This is a genomic window from Rhodococcus coprophilus NBRC 100603, from assembly GCF_001895045.1.
In the GTDB taxonomy this organism is placed as follows: Bacteria; Actinomycetota; Actinomycetes; order Mycobacteriales; family Mycobacteriaceae; genus Rhodococcus; species Rhodococcus coprophilus.
The window spans coordinates 170,315-186,858 of record NZ_BDAM01000001.1; the positions used below are offsets into that span (position 1 = coordinate 170,315).

Annotated in this window: 14 protein-coding genes; 2 read left to right on the plus strand and 12 right to left on the minus strand. The window is 70.3% G+C overall.

Translation table 11 applies throughout. The features are described from left to right. Positions 1–19 precede the first annotated feature (19 nt). Positions 20–1,003 carry a 5'-3' exonuclease gene (locus tag RDCOP1_RS00735; protein ID WP_072698175.1) on the plus strand — a complete coding sequence of 328 codons (984 nt, stop codon included), beginning with the start codon at positions 20–22 and terminating at the stop codon, positions 1,001–1,003. A 37-nt stretch (positions 1,004–1,040) separates the two neighbouring features. Here RDCOP1_RS00735 and RDCOP1_RS00740 read toward each other — a convergent pair whose 3' ends face one another. The 7 genes from RDCOP1_RS00740 to pafA form a co-directional block, all read right to left on the minus strand. Next, complete coding sequence (locus RDCOP1_RS00740; RefSeq protein WP_072698176.1) at positions 1,041–1,835, minus strand: DUF4333 domain-containing protein; 795 nt, start codon at positions 1,833–1,835, stop codon at positions 1,041–1,043. 129 nt (positions 1,836–1,964) lie between these two features. Then, positions 1,965–4,682 carry a DEAD/DEAH box helicase gene (locus RDCOP1_RS00745; protein WP_072698791.1) on the minus strand — a complete coding sequence of 906 codons (2,718 nt, stop codon included), beginning with the start codon at positions 4,680–4,682 and terminating at the stop codon, positions 1,965–1,967. A gap of 35 nt (positions 4,683–4,717) precedes the next feature. After that, a complete protein-coding gene (gene tatC / locus RDCOP1_RS00750) occupies positions 4,718–5,647 on the minus strand; it encodes a twin-arginine translocase subunit TatC (protein WP_072698792.1) in 930 nt (309 codons plus the stop codon). Positions 5,648–5,755: 108 nt separating this feature from the next. Further along, positions 5,756–6,025, minus strand: coding sequence for a Sec-independent protein translocase subunit TatA (gene tatA, locus RDCOP1_RS00755; RefSeq protein WP_072698177.1), 270 nt, complete (start codon positions 6,023–6,025; stop codon positions 5,756–5,758). A gap of 122 nt (positions 6,026–6,147) precedes the next feature. Continuing rightward, complete coding sequence (locus RDCOP1_RS00760) at positions 6,148–7,125, minus strand: helix-turn-helix transcriptional regulator (protein WP_072698178.1); 978 nt, start codon at positions 7,123–7,125, stop codon at positions 6,148–6,150. Beyond that, complete coding sequence (locus tag RDCOP1_RS00765; RefSeq protein ID WP_072698179.1) at positions 7,122–8,123, minus strand: helix-turn-helix transcriptional regulator; 1,002 nt, start codon at positions 8,121–8,123, stop codon at positions 7,122–7,124. Before RDCOP1_RS00765 ends, RDCOP1_RS00760 begins: the two co-directional genes overlap by 4 nt. Before the next feature lie 69 nt (positions 8,124–8,192). Continuing rightward, on the minus strand, positions 8,193–9,551 hold the full coding sequence (pafA, locus tag RDCOP1_RS00770; protein ID WP_072698180.1) for a Pup--protein ligase: 1,359 nt from the start codon (positions 9,549–9,551) through the stop codon (positions 8,193–8,195). A gap of 63 nt (positions 9,552–9,614) precedes the next feature. Between pafA and RDCOP1_RS00775 the strand changes: the two genes are divergently transcribed. Further along, the gene (locus tag RDCOP1_RS00775) at positions 9,615–11,099 is read left to right on the plus strand and encodes a bifunctional phosphatase PAP2/diacylglycerol kinase family protein (protein ID WP_072698181.1); all 1,485 of its coding nucleotides are present in this window, start codon (positions 9,615–9,617) and stop codon (positions 11,097–11,099) included. Here the strand turns inward: RDCOP1_RS00775 and prcA are convergent. The 5 genes from prcA to arc all read right to left on the minus strand — a co-directional run bounded on the left by prcA (position 11,084) and on the right by arc (position 16,488). After that, positions 11,084–11,896: a proteasome subunit alpha gene (gene prcA / locus RDCOP1_RS00780; RefSeq protein WP_072698182.1), complete on the minus strand. Its 813-nt coding sequence runs from the start codon at positions 11,894–11,896 to the stop codon at positions 11,084–11,086. The two genes, RDCOP1_RS00775 and prcA, sit on opposite strands and share 16 nt — an antisense overlap. Beyond that, the gene (gene prcB / locus RDCOP1_RS00785) at positions 11,893–12,747 is read right to left on the minus strand and encodes a proteasome subunit beta (RefSeq protein ID WP_072698183.1); all 855 of its coding nucleotides are present in this window, start codon (positions 12,745–12,747) and stop codon (positions 11,893–11,895) included. Before prcB ends, prcA begins: the two co-directional genes overlap by 4 nt. Further along, positions 12,744–12,935 (minus strand): ubiquitin-like protein Pup, encoded by a 192-nt coding sequence (locus tag RDCOP1_RS00790; protein WP_072698184.1) that lies wholly within the window; start codon positions 12,933–12,935, stop codon positions 12,744–12,746. Before RDCOP1_RS00790 ends, prcB begins: the two co-directional genes overlap by 4 nt. Before the next feature lie 152 nt (positions 12,936–13,087). Beyond that, positions 13,088–14,581 carry a depupylase/deamidase Dop gene (dop, locus tag RDCOP1_RS00795; RefSeq protein ID WP_072698185.1) on the minus strand — a complete coding sequence of 498 codons (1,494 nt, stop codon included), beginning with the start codon at positions 14,579–14,581 and terminating at the stop codon, positions 13,088–13,090. A gap of 122 nt (positions 14,582–14,703) precedes the next feature. Beyond that, on the minus strand, positions 14,704–16,488 hold the full coding sequence (gene arc, locus RDCOP1_RS00800; RefSeq protein WP_072698186.1) for a proteasome ATPase: 1,785 nt from the start codon (positions 16,486–16,488) through the stop codon (positions 14,704–14,706). Positions 16,489–16,544: the final 56 nt, after the last annotated feature.

Sequence of the window (16,544 nt, forward strand, 5' to 3'; positions counted from 1 at the left end):
GTCCGAACCGGATGGCAGGATGTGGTCCGTGACCGCACCCGAGACGTCCCCGCCGCCGACCGCCCCCCAGCCGACGGTGCTGCTGCTCGACGCCGCCAGCCTGTGGTTCCGCGCCTTCCATGCGTTGCCGGAGTCGATGACCGCGCCGGACGGCACCCCCGTCAACGCGGTCCGCGGGTTCGTGGACATGGTGGCGTCGCTGATCCGCCGGCACCGCCCGACCCGGCTGGTGGTGTGCCTGGACCTGGACTGGCGCCCGGCGTTCCGGGTCGCCGCGGTCCCCAGTTACAAGGCACATCGGGTGACGGCCGGATCCGACGGCACCGTCGAAGAGGTTCCCCCGGCGCTGCTGCCGCAGGTCCCGGTGATCCTCGACCTGCTCGCGGCCGCGGGGATCGCCACCGGCGGCGCCGCGGGTTTCGAGGCCGACGACGTGCTCGGCACCCTCGCCGCCCGGGAACGCACCGATCCGGTGGTCGTGGTCAGCGGCGATCGGGATCTGCTGCAGGTCGTCGCCGACACCCCGGTGCCGGTGCGGGTGCTGTACGTCGGGCGCGGACTGGCCAAGGCCGAACTGTTCGGTCCCGCCGAGGTCGCGGAGCGTTACGGGGTGCCGGCCGACCGCGCCGGCGCCGCCTACGCCGAACTCGCGGCGCTGCGCGGCGACCCGTCGGACGGCTTGCCCGGCGTCAAGGGCGTCGGGGAGAAAACCGCGTCCGGGCTGCTGCTGCAGTACGGCTCGCTCGCGGCGGTCCGCGCGGCCGTCACCGACGACTCCTCGCGGCTGTCGCAGGGGATGCGCGCGAAACTGGCCGCAGCCGGCGACTATCTCGACGCGGCGCTGCCGGTGGTGCGGGTCGCCACCGACGCGCAGGTGCAGATGTCGCGGCCGGACGCGTTGCCGCCGGTGCCCGCCGACGCCACCCGACTCGACGACCTCGCGCGGCGGTGGGGTGTGGAACGGCCGGTGACCTCCCTCGTCGCGGCGCTCGCCGGGGAATGACCGGCAGCGGTGACACCGCCCACCGGTGGTGGCTGCGTCAGTTGGGGCGGCTGACCTCGTAGGTGCCGGCGTCGTCGGTGAAGGTCAGCGTCACCGACCGGTACTGGCCGTCGACGGTGACGGTGCACGTGAAGCTGTTACCCGCGGCGACTTCCTGACCGGTCGGGCAGGACACGTCGCCGACGTCGGCGGCGCCGTACGACTCGGTGAGCACCTTCGCCACACCCGCTTCGGCGGCGTCTGCGTCGAGGGTGGTCTTGGCACCGAGGGTCGCGATCGCGATCACCGCGCCGATGACGAGCACCAACGCCACCACCCCGCCGATGAGCAGCGGCAGTTTCGACTTCGCCGGCGGCGGAGTGGGTTGCCCCCACGGTTGGGCGCCGGCGGACGGTGGTCCCCACGGCTGTCCGGGTTGCGGCGCGGGCTGACCCCACTGCTGAGCCTCGGGCTGCGGCCCCCAGCCGGGTTGCTGCGGCGCACCCCACCCGGGTTGTTGTCCGGCGGGTTGTCCCCAGCCCTGCGGGCCGGATTGCGGCGCGGACGGCTGCTGCGGCGGCGGACCCCACGGCTGCTGTTGCTGCTGCGGTGCGGCCCCGCCCGGTCCCCACTGCGCGGCGCCGGGCTGCGCGCCACCGGGCTGCTGCCACGGCGGCGGCCCGGGGTTCGGCTGTGCGGGTTGCTGTCCCCAGCCGGAGGGAGGCGGCGGCGCCCAGGCCCGGTCGTCGGGAGCGGCCTCCCACGGACGGCCGGATGCGGGGTTCGCCCACGGGTCGGCGGGCCGGGACGGTTGCTGCCCGTCCGGGTCCTGCGGTTCGTTCGGCCCGGTCATCGTCGCCTCCAGCTGCCCGTCACATCGGTTGGTTCACCGTAGCGCCACCGATCTCCCGGCACCGGTACGGCAGCGCGTATCAAATCACACATTCCGGACCGGCCGCGTCGCGGCGGGCGCGGCCGCGGCTCATTCCGCCGTCGGATCGATGGCGACCACGCCCCGCCGGATCGCGCCGACCGCCCGACCGGCGGTGCGGGCCAGTTCCGGGTCGTCGGTGCAGGTCCGCACCTGGTCGAGCAGGTCGATCAGCTGACGGCACCAGCGCACGAAATCGCCGGGCGACAGCTCCCGTCCCGCGGTGTCGGCGGCGATCAGCGCGTCGGTGAGCGACCCGGAGTTCGCCCACGTGAACGCCGCGGTGACGAATCCCAGGTCGGGTTCGCGGGTCGGCGGCAACCGATGGCGCACCTCGTCGGCGCGCAACGTGTCGCACATCCGGATCGTCTCGGCGAGCGCCGTGCGGCTCGGGCCGGTCGGACCGCGCACGCTGATCACATCGTCGGTCCGCGACTCGTAGATCACCGACGACGCCACCGCCGCCAGTTCGGCCGGGGACAATCCCGCCCAGATCCGATGTCGCAGACACTCCGCGACCAGCAGGTCGGCTTCGGCGTACACGCGGGCCAGCCGGTCACCGGCGTCGGTGGTCTCCGGATCGTCACCGCCGGTGAGATAACCGCGTTCGGTCAGCAGCGCCACGATCCGCTCGAACGTGCGGGCCAGTGAATCGGTGGTCGCCTCCGCGCGGCGCCGCTGCTGCTGCGTTTCCCGCAGCAGCCGGTGGTACCGCTCCCCGAGCCGCGTCAGCGACTCGAGGTCGGGGCGGTCGTGCGCGGGGTGGCTGCGCAACCGGCGCCGCAACCCGTCGATCTCCCGGTTGTGAGCTTTGGATTTGCCGCGTTTCGGACGGCGCGGCGCGGAGAGCCCCTTCGACCGCAGCGCCGAGGCGATGTCGCGGCGGCCCCGGCCGGTGCGATGGTCGACGTGCCGCGGTAGTCGCAGGCGCCCGAGCAGCTGCGCCGGTGCCGGGAAGTCCCCCGCCGACAACCGTCCCGACCAGCCGTCGGGGGTGACGACCTGCGGGCGCGGGTCGACGGCGTCCTGATCGGCGGTGACGACGACGGCCAGCCCGGAGTGCTTCCCGGCGGGTACGGCGACGATGTCGCCCGGCCGCAGCACCACCAGCGACGCCACCGCCTCCTGGCGGCGGTCCTGCCGGCCGCGGCGTTCGTGTTCGCGTTCCGCCGCGGTCAGGTCCGCCCGGAGCGTCAGGTAGTCGAGGATTTCACTGTCGGCGCCCCCGAGTTCGTCGCGCAGCTTCGCCAGCGTCGCCTCGTTGCGTTCGATTCCGCGAGTCAGGCCGACCACCGATTTGTCCGCCTGGAACTGGGCGAACGACATCTCGAGCAGGGCGCGGGAGCGTTCCACCCCGACGGCATCGATGAGATTGACCGCCATGTTGTAGGACGGCCGGAACGAACTGCGCAGCGGGAAGGTGCGGGTGGAGGCGAGCCCGGCGACCGTGGCCGGTTCGACCCCGGGTTGCCACAGCACCACCGCGTGCCCTTCGATGTCGATGCCGCGGCGTCCGGCCCGGCCGGTGAGCTGGGTGTATTCACCGGGGGTGAGCTCGGCGTGTGTTTCCCCGTTGTATTTGACGAGTTTTTCGAGCACCACGGATCGGGCCGGCATGTTGATGCCCAGCGCGAGGGTTTCGGTGGCGAACACCGCCCGCACCAGTCCGCGCACGAACAGTTCCTCGACGGTGTGCCGGAACGCCGGCAGCATCCCGGCGTGGTGCGCGGCGATGCCGCGTTCGAGGGCGGTGCGCCACGTGCTGTAGCCGAGGACCTCGAGGTCGGCGCGCGGTAGCTCCCGGGTGTGCTCGTCGACGATGCGGCCGATCTCGGCGGCTTCCTGCTCGGTGGTCAGATGCAACCCGGAGCGCAGGCACTGCAGCACCGCGGCGTCGCATCCGGCGCGGCTGAACACGAACGTGATCGCCGGCAGCAACCCGTCGCGGTCGAGGCGGGTGATCACATCGGGCCGGGGCAGCGGCCGGAAGTTGCGGCTCCCGAAGCCGCGTCCGCCGCGGCCCTGCCACCGGTCCGCGCCGTCGGCGGTGAGCCGGCGGCGCACCGCAGCGAGCAGTTCCGGGTTGACGACGATTCCGCGGCGGCGTTCCCGCCGGGGCAGGTCGGCGGGTTCGGCGGTGGTGTCGAACAGGTCGTAGATCCGCGGGCCGACCATCATGTGCTGGTGCAGCGGGATGGGCCGCACCTCGTCGACGACGACGGTGGTGTCGCCGCGCACGGTGGTCATCCATTCCCCGAATTCTTCGGCGTTGGAGACCGTCGCGGACAAGCTCGCCAGTCGCACGTCCTCGGGGAGGTGCAAGATGACCTCCTCCCATACGGCGCCGCGGAACCGGTCGGCGAGGAAATGCACCTCGTCCATCACCACGTGTGTCAACCCGATCAGCGAGGACGACGACGCGTAGATCATGTTGCGCAGCACCTCGGTGGTCATCACCACCACCGGTGCGTCGGCGTTGATCGACTGGTCGCCGGTGAGCAGCCCCACCGCTGCTTTTCCGTGCCGGGCGCACAGATCGGCGTACTTCTGGTTGCTCAGTGCCTTGATCGGGGTGGTGTAGAAGCACTTGGTGCCGGCCTGCAACGCCAGGTACACCGCGAATTCACCGACCACCGTCTTGCCGGCGCCGGTCGGGGCGCACACCAGCACGGAGTGACCGTCCTCGAGGGCGCGGCATGCATCCTGCTGGAACGGGTCGAGCGGGAAGGCGAGTGCGGCGGCGAAGTCGGTGAGCCGGGGGCCGGACATCTGCGGGACGGCCGGCTCGACGTGGGGGTGCTCGCTCACAGGGTGTCGGAGTAGTCGGGGCGCGTCGGGGCGGACGGTTCGACGGGTGCCGGTGCGGGGATCGAGGAGCCTTCGTCGTCGTCGAGGTCGCCCCAGCCGTCCACGCGACGGCGGCGCGCGCGACGCCGGTCGGTGATCCGGGAGATCTGGATGGCCACTTCGAGCAGCAGCGTCAGCGCCATCGCGAGGGCGATCATGGAGAACGGGTCCTGACCGGGGGTGGCGATCGCGGCGAAGACGAACATTGCCATGATCAGGCCGCGGCGCCACGCCTTGAGCTTCTCGTAGGGCAGCACCCCGACCGCGTTGAGGGCGACGATCACCAGCGGGATCTCGAAGGACACCCCGAAGATCACCAGCAGGTTGATGATGAAACCGAAGTACTCGGAGCCGGACAGCGCGGTGACCTGCACGTCGTTACCGACGGTGAGCAGGAACGACAATGCATGCGAGACCACGAGGTAAGCCAGCACCGCGCCGGAGACGAACAGCACCGCCCCGGAGACGACGAACCCGATCGCGTAGCGCCGTTCCTTGCTGTACAGGCCGGGGGTGACGAACGCCCACAGCTGGTAGAGCCACACCGGGCACGCCATCACGATTCCGGCGGTCATCGCGACCTTCAGGCGCAGCATGAACTGTTCGAACGGGCCGGTCGCCAGCAACCGGCAGGCCCCGTCGGTACTCAGGTCGGCGCGCGACGACGGCGGCAGCGCACAGTACGGGCCGCGCAGGATCTCGCCGAGGCTGTCGAGCCCGAACACGCCGCGGCTGTACCAGATGAACCCGAGGATGCTGGTGAGGAGCACCGCCGCGACTGCGATGAGCAGGCGCGTGCGCAGTTCGTACAGGTGCTCGACCAGCGACATGGTGCCGTCGGGGTTGGTCTTGCGCCGACTGCGGCGGGGATCGAACGGGATGCGCACGGTGCGGTTCTCAGCTCCTGACAATGGCCACCGGGGTTCGGGGTCCGCACCCCTCGGCATCAGCGGAACCGGGACACCCGTGTGGGTGTCCCGGAGGGTAGAGCGCGGTCAGTAAGACCGCGGTTCGCTGTGAGGGGCGTTCTGCTGCTGCGGCGAGACGACGGTCTGCTCCACCGGCGGCGCCTGCGTCACGGGCGGCAGCGGCTGCTGGGCAGCGGCCGGGCGTGCGTCGTCGTTCTGCATCTCCTTGACTTCGCTCTTGAAGATGCGCAGCGAACGACCGAGGCCGCGTGCGGCGTCGGGGAGCTTCTTCGACCCGAACAGGATCACGACGACCAACGCGACGATGGCCCAGTGCCACGGGCTCATTGCACCCATTTACAACCTCCACAAATCGGCTGGTGTCGATGCTACCGGACCGGGCACCCGCCGACTCGCGTGAGCAGCGAATCCGCAGGGAGTTTGCACCGGGTTCACACAATCGTTTCCTGCGGGTCGATTCAGGCGGGCGGTTCCGCGGCGTCGAGGGCCGCATAGGCGGCGAGCGCTTCCCCGGCGCGGGACCGAACCGCGGAGACCAGGTCGGCGGGGGCGAGCACCGTGACGCCGCTCCCCAAGCCCACCAGCAGCCGCACCATCCAGTCCCGCGACGCGTACCGCAGCACCGCCTCGCAACTGCCGTCCGGGAACACCTCCACGTCGGTGAGCGGGTAGTAGTCGAGCAGCCACGTGTAGCCGGGGTCGAGCCGCAGCCGGGCGGCGGGCAGCGCCGGGTCGCCCTCGAACAACTCGAGGTGCTCGTCGCCGGTGAGGGCGCGCTGCGGCGGTTGCGCTGCCTCGTCCAGCACGGTCGCGTCGTCGATCCGGTCGAACCGGAACAACCGCACCCCCTCGGCGGTGCGGCACCATGCCTGCAGATAGGTGTGTTCGTCGATGAGCACGATGCGGATCGGGTCGACGACCCGTTCGGAGACGGTGTCGCGCGAGGCCGAATAGTAGGTCAGGTCCAGTGCCCGGCCACGGCGTACCGCGTCCCGCACCCGCCCCGCGACGGGATTCTCGGTCACCGCGGGGCCGGCGTCGGGGGTGTCCGCGGTCGCGGCGGTCCCGGCGGCGGCCTCGATCTTCGCGATCGCCGACTGCGCCGCGGCAGGCTCGACCACCCCGGGCATCTCCAGCAGCGACCGCAACGCGACGAGCAGCGCGGTGGCCTCGGTGGAGGTCAGCCGCAGCGGACGGTCGATGCCGGCGGTGAACGTCACCACGATGCTGTCCTCGGAGAACGACAGGTCGATCAGGTCGCCGGGTCCGTAGCCGGGCAGCCCGCACACCCACAGCTGGTTCAGATCGTCCATGATCTGTTTCGGGGTGACCCCCAGGTCGCGGGCCGCCTCCACCGCGCTGATCCCCGGGTGCGCCTGGAAGTAGGGCACCAGGTTCAGCAACCGCGCCAGCCGACCCGACAGTCGTGCGCTCATCGTTCGTCCCCCTCCGCGGCGACCCGGTCGCCGACCACCCGGCCGAGGATGCGTTGCACCTCGGCCCGCAATTCCGCCGGTTCCAGCACCAGCGCGTCGGCGCCCTGCCCGGCGATGATCCGTTCGATCCACTCCCACGACCGCACCGGCACCTCGAGCACACTGCCATCGCGTCCCCCGATCTGCCGCGACTCGACTTCCTCGCCGAGCCGGCGCAACTCGTAGGCCTTACCCGCCGCCACCCATACCCGCGCCGACCCGGAAACCTCACGTTGGCTGGTGGCGGCGAGCACCCGAGCCCGCAGATCCACCCCCTCCGGGATCTGCACCGCCCCGGCCGGGCCGATCGCGGTGACATCGTCGCCGATGCGGGAGAGCCGGAACGTGCGCGGCGCGACCCGGTCGCGGTCGTGACCGACCAGATACCAGCGGCCGTGCACGGTCACCACCCCCCACGGATCCACGGTGCGGGTGGTCCACGGTTCGGTGGGGGAACTGCGATGCGAGAACCGCACGGCGCGTCGCGCGTCGATCGCGGCAAGCAGTTCCTGCAGGGCCGGTTCCGAGCCGCGGGCGCGCGCCGGAATCGGGGCGACCGTCCCGGGGTCCACGTCGACCTGCACGCCTGCCGCCCGCAGCTTCAGCAACGCGCCCTGCGCGGCGGAGGTCAGTTCGGGCGATTCCCACAGCGCGGACGCCACCGCGACCGCCGCGGTTTCCTCACGGGTCAGGTCGATGTCGGGCAGTTCGTAGGCGTCCCGGTTGATGCGGTAGCCCTCGACGGTGGAGAACCGGGACGGCATCCCGGTTTCCAGCGGCACCCCGAGGTCACGTAGTTCGTTCTTGTCGCGCTCGAACATCCGGCTGAACGCCTCGTCGCTCGCGCACTCCGAGTATCCGGCCACCGACGTGCGGATCTTCTCGGCCGGGAGGAACTGCCGGGTGGACAGCAACGCGATGACCAGATTGACCAGCCGTTCGACTTTCGAGATCGCCACGGCCCAACCCTAATGCCCCGCACCCCGCATACCGTCCCGGAACGGGCCGGGATGCGGCGGACGGGCGGCTCACATCGACGCGATGAGCCGCTCCACTCGTTCGTCCACGGACCGGAACGGGTCCTTGCACAGCACGGTGCGCTGCGCCTGGTCGTTGAGCTTGAGATGCACCCAGTCGACGGTGAAGTCGCGGCCCGCGGCCTGCGCGGCGGCGATGAAATCGCCGCGCAGTTTCGCGCGGGTGGTCTGCGGCGGGGTGTCGACCGCTGCCTCCACCGCCTCGTCGTCGGTGGCGCGGGCCGCCAGCCCCTTGCGTTGCAGCAGGTCGAACACGCCGCGGCCGCGTTTGATGTCGTGGTAGGCCAGGTCCAGTTGCGCGATCTTCGGATCGGACAGTTCGATGTCGTAGCGGTCCTGGTAGCGCTGGAACAGTTTGCGTTTGATCACCCAGTCGACCTCGGTGTCGACCTTCGCGAAATCCTGCGATTCGACGGCGTCGAGCACCCGCCCCCACAGATCGACGACCTGCGAGACGTACGGGTCCGGAGCGCGGGTGTCGAGGTACTCCACCGCCCGCGCATGGTATTCACGCTGGATGTCGAGGGCGCTGGCCTGCCGGCCGCCGGCGAGTCGCACCGGTCGCCGGCCGGTCAGGTCGTGGCTTACCTCGCGGATCGCGCGAATCGGGTTGTCCAGCGCGAAATCGCGGAACGGTACCCCCGCCTCGATCATTTCGAGGACCAACGCCGCCGACCCCACCTTGAGCATCGTGGTGGTCTCGGACATGTTGGAGTCGCCGACGATCACGTGCAGCCGCCGGTACTTCTCGGCGTCGGCGTGCGGTTCGTCGCGGGTGTTGATGATGGGACGGGACCGGGTCGTCGCCGACGAGACGCCCTCCCAGATGTGCTCGGCGCGCTGCGACAGGCAGAACGTGGCGGCCTTCGGGGTCTGCAGCACCTTGCCGGCGCCGCAGATCAACTGCCGGGTCACCAGGAACGGCAGCAGCACATCGGAGATCCGGGAGAACTCGCCGACCCGCGCCACCAGGAAGTTCTCGTGACAGCCGTACGAGTTGCCCGCCGAATCGGTGTTGTTCTTGAACAGGTAGATGTCGCCGCCGATGCCCTCTTCGGCGAGTCGCTGCTCCGCGTCGACGAGCAGTTCTTCGAGCACCCGTTCGCCGGCGTGGTCGTGTTCGACGAGTTGCAGCAGGTTGTCGCACTCGGCGGTCGCGTACTCCGGATGCGACCCGACATCGAGGTACAACCGTGCGCCGTTGCGGAGGAACACGTTGGAACTGCGCCCCCAGGACACGACCCGGCGGAACAGGTAGCGGGCCACCTCGTCCGGACTGAGCCTGCGGTGCCCGTGAAAGGTACACGTGACGCCGAATTCCGTCTCGATACCCATGATTCGTCGCTGCACAACTTCGACAGTACCGCCACGGTCCGACCACCATGGGGTGCAACGACATCTACGGTGCAAGGTGTGACTCTTCGCGAGCGACGACGATCCGCCGACCGGGCCCTGTTCCACCGCAGCGGAGCACTGCGGCCCTCCCCCGCGGACCCGTTCTTCCGCGAGCTGGGCCGCGCCGCGAACCACAGCGTGCTGTGGCTCGGATGCGCCGCGGTGTGCGCCGCCGCCGGGGGCCGCGCCCGCCGCGGCGCCGTCCGCGGGCTGCTGTCGGTCGCCGGGGCCAGCACCCTTGCCAACGGGGTGCTCAAACCGCTCCTGCCGCGGCGGCGGCCCCCGGCGCGCACCGCCCCGCACTTCGCCCGCCGGATCGTCCCGACACCCCGGTCCTCGTCGTTTCCGTCCGGGCACGCGGCGTCCGCTGCGGCGTTCGCGACGGGCGTCGCCCTCGAATCCCCGGTTGCCGGTGCGGCGCTGGCCCCGCTCGCCGCGGCGGTGGCTTATTCCCGCGTGCACACCGGGGTGCACTGGCCCAGCGACGTGGTGGTCGGGGCGGCCGTCGGCGTGGCGGTGGCATTGTCGACGCGGCGCTGGTGGGCGGTGCGGGCCGACGAACCCGCCGCCGTGCGCACCGAGGTCGCCGCGCCCGCCCTCCGCGACGGGGACGGACTGCTGCTGGTGATCAACCCGGGTGCCGGCAGCAGCGACCAGACCGCCGATCTACTGCGCCGGGGACTTCCCAGCGCCCGGCACCTGACGCTCGACATCGACATCGACCCGGCCACCCAACTCGACGACCTCGTCGCCGCGCACCGGCCCGCCGCGCTGGGCGTGTGCGGCGGTGACGGCACCGTCGCCGTCGTCGCTGCGGCCGCGCGGGCACACCGGCTGCCGCTGGCGGTGTTCCCCGGCGGCACCCTCAATCACTTCGCGCGGGATCTCGGCGTCGCCGACATCGACGCCACGATGCGCGCCGTGACCGGCGGGTATACCACCGTCGTCGGCCTGGGGGAGGTCACCGTGACCGGGGCCGGTGGCACGGGGACCCGCCTGTTCGTCAACACCGCCGGCATCGGGGGGTATCCCGATGCGGTGCGGCTGCGGGAACGCTGGGAACCGCGTATCGGCAAGTGGCCGGCGGCGGCACTGGCGATGATCGACGTGCTGCGCACCGCCGAACCGATGAAAGGCGCGCTCGACGGCATCCCGACCAGCTGGTGGCTGCTGTTCGCCGGCAACGGCCGGTACACCCCCCGCGACCAGGTGCCGATGTCGCGGGCGGCGCTGGACACCGGCACCCTCGACGTGCGGTACCTGTCCGCGGACCGCCGCTGGTCCCGGGTGCGGCTGCTCTACGCCGCCGCCACCGGAACCCTGGGCGCCTCGCCGGTGTACCGCCAGCACGACAATGCCGCGCTGTCGGTCCGCGTCGACGGGCCCGCGGTGGCGCTGGCCGTCGACGGAGAAGCACCCGTCGACGGGACCGTCTTCGACTTCCGGGCGTTACCGTCCGCGCTGCTGGTGTACCGGTCCCGGGTCGATCAGTCGCTGCTCTGACCGGGGGCGGCCTCCGAGCCGGAAGCCGGCCCGTCGGGGTCGGTCCCGCCGGTGCCCGTCGCGGGTGCGTCCGGCTCCGCGCCGTCGACGGTGCCGGCCGGGAGCAGCGCCTCGAGCGCGGCCCCCGAGATCCGGCGGAACGCGCGGCGCGGCCGCGCCTGCTCGAGCACCGCCACCTCCAGCTCGCCGCGACCCAGATTCCGCGGCGTCGCATCGTTGCCGAGGGGCTGCTGCAGCGCCCGCACCGCCACCCCGACCGCATCCTCGAGCGACAGGCCGGGACGGTACGACGACCGCAGTGCGGTGAGGATCGGTTCGGTGTTGCCGCCCATCACCACGAACTGCGGTTCGTCGACGATCGAACCGTCGTAGGTGATCCGGTACAGCTGCGCCGCCTCGTCGCTGCCCGCCCGGCCCACCTCGGCGACGCAGATCTCCACCTCGAAGGGCTTGGGCTGATCGGTGAAGATCGACCCGAGGGTCTGGGCGTAGGCGTTCGCCAGCGCCCGCCCGGTCACATCGCGCCGGTCGTAGGAATACCCGCGCATGTCGGCGTGCATGATGCCGGAGCGCCGCAGACTCTCGAACTCGTTGTATTTGCCGACCGCGGCGAACCCCAGCCGGTCGTACAGTTCACTGATCTTGTGCAGCGCCTTCGACGGGTTCTCCGCGACGAACAGCACCCCGTCGGCGTAGCTCAGCGCGATCACGCTGCGCCCGCGGGCGATGCCCTTGCGCGCCAGTTCCGAGCGATCGCGCATGATCTGCTCGGCGGACGCATAGTACGGAAGCGTCACTGCTCACCTCCAGCGGTGCGGTCGGCCACGATCGCCCGGGCCAGCGTCGACAAGGTTTCCTCCGGCACCTCCACCGCGCCCGCGGCGGTGATCACCACCGCGGTCGGATAGATGCCCCGGGTGGTGTCCGGGCCGCCGGTGGCGGTGTCGTCGTCGGCCGCGTCGTACAACGCTTCGACCGCGGTGCGCAACGCCGACGATTCGTCCGCATCCGACCGGTACAACTTCTTGAGCGACGAGCGGGCGAACAACGATCCCGACCCCACCGCGTGGTAGCCGGCACGTTCCTCGTACCGGCCGCCGACCACGTCGTAGGACACGATCCGGCCGGCCTGCGCGGCGTCGGTGGCATCGAGATCGAACCCGACGAGCAGCGGCACCACCGCCAGACCCTGCATGGCCGCTCCGAGGTTGCCGCGCACCATCGACGAGAGCCGGTTGGCCTTGCCGTCGAAGGTCAGCGGCACCCCTTCGATCTTCTCGTAGTGCTCGAGTTCGACCGCGAACAGCCGCACCAGTTCGATCGCCAGGCCCGCGGTGCCGGCGATACCGGCCGCCGAATACGAGTCGGTGACGAACACCTTCTGCACGTCGCGGGAGGCGATCAGGTTGCCCATGGTCGCGCGCCGATCCCCGGCGATGAGCACCCCGCCGGCGAACGTCAGCGCGACGATGGTGGTGCCGTGCGGTGCCATGTCCACCCGGTCACCGCCCTCGAACCGGAACCGGTTCTCCGGCAGCAACTCCGGCGCGTGGATGCGCAGGTGGTCGGAAAACGACGACAGAGGTGACGCGAGGTGCAGCCGGGGCTGCACCTCGCGGGAGAGAAACGACGACCGGTCCGCTGTCACTGGCCACCCTTCTGCACATAGGCCCGCACGAAGTCCTCGGCGTTCTCCTCGAGCACATCGTCGATCTCGTCGAGAAGATCGTCGGTATCCGAAGCCAGCTTCTCGCGGCGTTCCTGACCGGCACCGCCGTCGCCGACGCCCTCGTCGTCGTCTCCGCCGCCACCGCGTGTGGTCTGCTCTTGCGCCATAGCCGCCGACCTCCTCCTGTATCAGTGCGATTCCCGTCACCGGTCGACGATCGGTGAGGCCACCGCTACTTCAGACCCCTACCCTACCGAGCGACACCGCTGCGCGGCGACGACACGACGAGGCTCGCCTCGCCCGCAGGAGTCCCCGCTGCTCAGTGCGTGAGCTGATCGACCAGTTCGGCCGCCGACTGGGCGCTGTCGAGCAGTTCCCCGACGTGCGCGCGGCTGCCCCGCAGCGGTTCCAGGGTCGGGATACGCACCAACGATTCCCCACCGAGATCGAAAATCACCGAATCCCAGCTCGCCGCGGCGATGTCGGCGCCGAACCGGCGCAGGCATTCCCCCCGGAAATACGCCCGGGTGTCCGACGGCGGGGTGTGCACCGCGTCGAGCACCTGCTGTTCGGTGACCAGCCGCTGCATCGAACCGCGCGCCACCAGCCGGTTGTAGAGACCCTTGTCGAGCCGCACATCCGAGTACTGCAGGTCCACCATGTGCAGCCGCGGCGCCGACCACGCCAGATTTTCCCGCTGCCGGAACCCTTCGAGCAGCCGCAGCTTCGCCGGCCAGTCCAGCAGGTCCGCGCACTCCATCGGGTCGCGTTCGAGCAGGTCGAGCACCATCGCCCACTTGTCGAGGATGTCGAGGACCCGCTTGTCGTCGGTGCCGTCGTGGAACCGCGCGGCGCGTTCGTGGTAGATCCGTTGCAGCGCCAAGCCGGTCAGCTCCCGCCCGTCGGTCAGTGCGACGGTCTTGCGCAGGGTCGGATCGTGACTGATGTGGTGCACCGCGGTGACCGGGCGGGCGAGCTGCAGATCGGTCAGGTCCACACCCGCTTCGATGAGGTCGAGCACCAGCGCCGTGGAGCCGACCTTCAGGTACGTCGACATCTCGGCGAGATTGGCATCGCCGAGGATCACGTGCAGCCGTCGATACTTGTCGGCGTCGGCGTGCGGCTCGTCGCGGGTGTTGATGATGCCGCGCTTGAGGGTCGTCTCGAGGCCGACTTCCACCTCGATGTAGTCGGATCGCTGGGACAGCTGGAATCCGGCTTCGTCACCGTTCTGCCCGATCCCGACCCGCCCCGACCCGCAGATCACCTGACGGGAGGCGAAGAACGGGGTCAAGCCTGCCACGATCGACGAGAACGGAGTCTGCCGGGCCATCAGGTAGTTCTCGTGGGTGCCGTAGGAGGCGCCCTTGCCGTCGACGTTGTTCTTGTACAACTGCAGCCGCGGGGCGCCGGGGACACTCGACGCGTGCCGCGCGGCGGCTTCCATCACCCGTTCGCCGGCCTTGTCCCAGATCACCGCGTCGAGCGGGTCGGCGACCTCGGGAGCCGAGTATTCGGGGTGGGCGTGGTCGACGTACAGCCGCGCCCCGTTGGTGAGGATCATGTTGGCGGCACCGACCTCGTCGGCGTCGATCACCGGGGCGGGGCCGTTGAACCGGCCCAGATCGAAGCCGCGGGCGTCGCGAAGGGGCGATTCGACCTCGTAGTCCCACCGGGTCCGCTTGGCGCGGGGTACGCCCTCGGCGGCGGCGTAGGCGAGCACCGCCTGGGTGGAGGTGAGAATCGGGTTCGCTGTGGGGTCGTGAGGCGAGGAGATCCCGTATTCGACCTCGATACCGATGATCCGCTGCATAGCGTCGAGCCTAGGCGATGGCCGCGAGGCGGGCGTGCGGACGCCGAACCGGCCCGGCCCCGGGACGGTGCCACGGGTGCGGGCACCGGCGCCGGGGCCGGGATCGGACGGGGTGGGTGCGACTACAGGTACTGGCCGGTGTTCGACTCGGTGTCGATCGCGCGGCTGGCGCTGGCGTTCTTGCCGGTGACCAGCGTCCGGATGTACACGATGCGTTCGCCCTTCTTCCCCGAGATCCGGGCCCAGTCGTCCGGATTGGTGGTGTTGGGCAGGTCCTCGTTCTCGGCGAACTCGTCGACGATCGAATCGAGCAGATGCTGCACCCGCAGACCGGGCGCGCCGGTCTCGAGCACCGACTTGATCGCGTACTTCTTGCTGCGGTCGACGATGTTCTGGATCATCGCACCCGAGTTGAAGTCCTTGAAGTACAGGACTTCCTTGTCGCCGTTGGCGTAGGTGACCTCGAGGAACCGGTTCTCCTCGGACTCGGCGTACATGCGGTCGACGACCCGTTCGATCATCGCGCGGATGCAGGCGGCACGGTCGCCGCCGAATTCGGCGATGTCGTCGGCGTGCACCGGCAGCGTCTCGGTGAGGTACTTCGAGAAGATGTCCAGGGCCGCCTCCGCGTCCGGCCGCTCGATCTTGATCTTCACGTCGAGGCGTCCGGGCCGCAGGATCGCCGGATCGATCATGTCCTCGCGGTTGGAGGCACCGATCACGATGACGTTCTCGAGCCCCTCGACACCGTCGATCTCGCTGAGCAACTGCGGCACGACGGTCGTCTCCACATCGGAGGACACCCCCGACCCGCGGGTCCGGAAGATCGAATCCATCTCGTCGAAGAACACGATCACCGGGGTGCCTTCGGAGGCCTTCTCCCGGGCCCGCTGGAAGATCATCCGGATGTGCCGCTCGGTTTCCCCGACGAACTTGTTGAGCAGTTCGGGGCCCTTGATGTTGAGGAAGAAGGACTTCGCGTCCTTCGAGTCCTCCCCGCGGGCCTCGGCGATCTTCTTGGCCAGCGAGTTCGCGACCGCCTTGGCGATGAGCGTCTTACCGCAGCCGGGCGGGCCGTAGAGCAGCACACCCTTCGGGGGTCGCAGCGCGTACTCGTGGAACAGGTCCTTGTGCAGGAACGGCAGTTCCACCGCGTCACGGATCTGCTCGATCTGCCGGCCCAGGCCACCGATGTCGCCGTAGTCGACGTCCGGCACCTCCTCGAGCACGAGGTCTTCGACCTCGGCCTTGGGGACCCGTTCGAACGCGTAGCCGGCCTTGCTGTCGACCAGCAGCGAATCGCCGGGTCGCAGCTTGAAGTTGTCCGGGCCGTCGGTTTCGTCGGTGGAGACGGTCGACGCCGGGTCGAGGGTGCGGGCGGCCGCGGCGGCGAGCGGCGCCGCCAGCCACACCACCCGTTCCTCGTCGGCGTGCCCGACGACCAGGGCGCGGCGCCCGTCGTCGAGCAGTTCGCGCAGGGTGGTGATCTCCCCGACCCGCTCGAATTCGCCGGCTTCGACGATGGTGAGGGCCTCGTTGAGCCGGACGGTCTGTCCCGGCCGGAACTCGTCGAGGTCGAGGTTGGGTGAGACCGCCACCCGCATCTTGCGGCCCGAGGTGAACACGTCGACGGTGTGGTCGTCGTACGTTTCGAGCATCACCCCGTAACCGCTGGGCGGCTGCCCGAGCCGGTCGACTTCCTCCCGCAGGGTGATCAGCTGCTGCCGGGCGTCCTTGAGCGTCTCGAGCAGCTTGCCGTTGCGCACGGTGAGGGACTCGAGCCGGGCTTCGAGGTCGCGTACCCGGTCGGACGGTTCGGCGAGCATGCGGCGCAGTGTGGCTACCTCCGCGCGCATCTCTTCGATTTCCCGTGCCGCCGCAACCGCATCCGGATTCTGTGAGTTCATGTGCGACTCCCTCCACTGTGGTTATTCCACGCTACCGGGCGTTCGCCGAATGTGTA

Excerpts from the sequence above, each read along its gene's own strand:
- RDCOP1_RS00735 (WP_072698175.1), top strand. The coding sequence starts at position 20 with ATGTGGTCCGTGACCGCACCCGAGACGTCCCCGCCGCCGACCGCCCCC.
- RDCOP1_RS00740 (WP_072698176.1), bottom strand. The coding sequence starts at position 1,835 with ATGACCGGGCCGAACGAACCGCAGGACCCGGACGGGCAGCAACCGTCC.
- RDCOP1_RS00745 (WP_072698791.1), bottom strand. The coding sequence starts at position 4,682 with ATGTCCGGCCCCCGGCTCACCGACTTCGCCGCCGCACTCGCCTTCCCG.
- tatA (WP_072698177.1), bottom strand. The coding sequence starts at position 6,025 with ATGGGTGCAATGAGCCCGTGGCACTGGGCCATCGTCGCGTTGGTCGTC.
- RDCOP1_RS00760 (WP_072698178.1), bottom strand. The coding sequence starts at position 7,125 with ATGAGCGCACGACTGTCGGGTCGGCTGGCGCGGTTGCTGAACCTGGTG.
- RDCOP1_RS00790 (WP_072698184.1), bottom strand. The coding sequence starts at position 12,935 with ATGGCGCAAGAGCAGACCACACGCGGTGGCGGCGGAGACGACGACGAG.
- dop (WP_072698185.1), bottom strand. The coding sequence starts at position 14,581 with ATGCAGCGGATCATCGGTATCGAGGTCGAATACGGGATCTCCTCGCCT.
- arc (WP_072698186.1), bottom strand. The coding sequence starts at position 16,488 with ATGAACTCACAGAATCCGGATGCGGTTGCGGCGGCACGGGAAATCGAA.